The organism is Flavobacterium longum (assembly GCF_965137575.1).
Taxonomy (GTDB): domain Bacteria; phylum Bacteroidota; class Bacteroidia; order Flavobacteriales; family Flavobacteriaceae; genus Flavobacterium; species Flavobacterium longum.
On the sequence record NZ_CBCRZJ010000013.1, the window covers coordinates 1 to 2,008 of the forward strand.

Consider the following 2,008-nt stretch of genomic DNA (forward strand, 5'->3'; position numbering starts at 1 on the left):
CCCAAATAAACAGTTTAAGATTTTCGATTAATTCAGAGCCTAATCCTATCTGTTCGTAGATAGTTGTCTTGAATAACCAAATGGCTGCAATTCCGGCGAAAGAGAATTCCCTAACTCTCGCACTGGTTGCTGAAGAATAAGTATAGAAATCTTCCTTCAGTTCTTTAACGGTAACACTAGTAATTTTTGCCATGATGAATCTCGATAAAATTGACGCCAACGTTCTCGCGCTAGACGCATGTTTGCGGACAAAGCGAACTGGGTTCTATCGGCTAAGATAATGCTTTTGCGGGAGAAAAAATTTGCGGCGAGTAGGCCAGTAGCAAATTGCGTTTAGCGTGTGTTAGCGGAAGTGGCGCGTTTATAATTAAATTCCCAATTGGCTAGAAGCAACTCTAGTTCTTTCAAGTTTTTATCAGGAATCAGCCGCTTACTCCATTTCTGAACAATTTTCCGTAACTTCTCTTTATTTCTTTCAAAAAATGCAGACGTTCCTTTCGCAAAGTAATACCAAGTTTTTCCATCATTTCCGCCAAACCATTTTTGAAATACATTGTATGTTTTGCGACTGTACGTTAGCGCTGATTTGTAGTCGTCGCTAAATGCATACATCTGTGCGGCGTGCCAGTTCAATGATTGCCGGTTCGAAACATTACCATTTTCAATAAAGTCTATTATCATGTCTGCAGCTTCATTATATTTTCCTTCGCGCTGCAACTTTCTCCAGCAGCAAGTGTCGCTATCAAAATTTCGTTGTTCAAAAAGTAAATAGCCATCGGCTTTTTGCGCAAATAGGGAAGAAGTTACCAAGAAAATAATCACTGAAATCTTCATTCTGACGATAGTTTCGTTTGCCATTTTCGCTAACGTTTCGCTTGCATGGGAAGTTGCCGATGCCAGCGAATTGCGTTGTATCGGTGAAGATAAAAATTATTCGTGAGAAAGAAGTTTCGGCTGGACAAATTAAGGCAATTTCTTATGCAAGCTGTTAGCATTAGGCGGCCGACGACATCAATCGGAGCCGCGCAAATACAGGCATTTTTGACTATTGGAATCTTTCGGTTACGACTTACTTTTGCGGAATTTTCTCTGAACTTTCAGTTTGCTGAGGAAACTGGTTTCCGTTCGAGAGCAAACTTGACCGAACATGCAAATTCCGCAAACATTTCTAGAAAAATGCTGAGGGAAAAATGCCCAAACCTAACATTAAATTTGGCCGGACGATTTAGGTATTTGCGCCACGAAACCGCTTGATGCTAACGTTCTCGCGCTAGAAGGTCGTTGCCGAAGCAAGCGAGCTGAGTTGTATCGGTGAAGATAAAACATTTTTCGTGAGGAAAATGTTGCGGTTAATAAAAACGAGGCAATGCCTTTTAGCGTGTGTTAGCTGGCGTTTTACTTTTTTTCAATCAGCATTTTTGTTTGCTCATTAAAAATTTCTTTTGCTTTAGATTCACTTTGCGAAATTAAACATTCTCCAATACTGATATAAATAATACCATTATCATCTTCTAGGTTTTCATTCTGTTTATGAGCGTAAGAAGAACTATCCATTCCACTTATCAAGTAAACCGGTTTTCCTTGGTTGTATAATTGAGTTGCAATTCCGCGAAGTCTATATTCTGCGGCTTTTTTAATATCGTCTTCTTTATATTGCATTAAAGCTATGCATTTCATAATTGAACAAAACTTAACTTTTTTTAAGGAAGGATATTTTTCAAATACTTCGTAGCCTTGATTTAAATTCTCAAAACACTGCACAAAAATTTTATGCTGAATTGGGCTTGCAATAGAATCTTGACCTTTAACTTTAAAAAAGAATAGCAATAAAAAAGATGTTATTAAAATTGGCCTTTTCATTTTGAACGACAAAGTTGATTTAAATGCCTGCTAACGTTCTCGCGCTAGACGCATGTTTGCGGCCAAAGCGAACCGTTTACTATCGGCTAAGATANCGCTTTTACGTGAAGAAGAAATTTGCGGCGAGTAGGCGAGCAGCAAATTGCGT

Annotated in this window: 3 protein-coding genes; all 3 read right to left on the reverse strand. The window is 38.6% G+C overall.

The window, feature by feature from the left end; all coding sequences use genetic code 11:
• Positions 1 to 193, reverse strand: a 193-nt coding sequence (locus ACM9J1_RS14325; protein WP_415582782.1) for a hypothetical protein, incomplete at its 3' end; no start/stop codon positions are given.
• Between the two features lie 140 nt (positions 194 to 333).
• Positions 334 to 858, reverse strand: coding sequence for a hypothetical protein (locus tag ACM9J1_RS14330; RefSeq protein ID WP_415582783.1), 525 nt, complete (start codon positions 856 to 858; stop codon positions 334 to 336).
• 537 nt (positions 859 to 1,395) lie between these two features.
• Positions 1,396 to 1,860: a hypothetical protein gene (locus tag ACM9J1_RS14335; RefSeq protein WP_415582784.1), complete on the reverse strand. Its 465-nt coding sequence runs from the start codon at positions 1,858 to 1,860 to the stop codon at positions 1,396 to 1,398.
• Positions 1,861 to 2,008: the final 148 nt, after the last annotated feature.

Excerpts from the sequence above, each read along its gene's own strand:
- ACM9J1_RS14335 (WP_415582784.1), bottom strand. The coding sequence starts at position 1,860 with ATGAAAAGGCCAATTTTAATAACATCTTTTTTATTGCTATTCTTTTTT.
- ACM9J1_RS14330 (WP_415582783.1), bottom strand. The coding sequence starts at position 858 with ATGGCAAACGAAACTATCGTCAGAATGAAGATTTCAGTGATTATTTTC.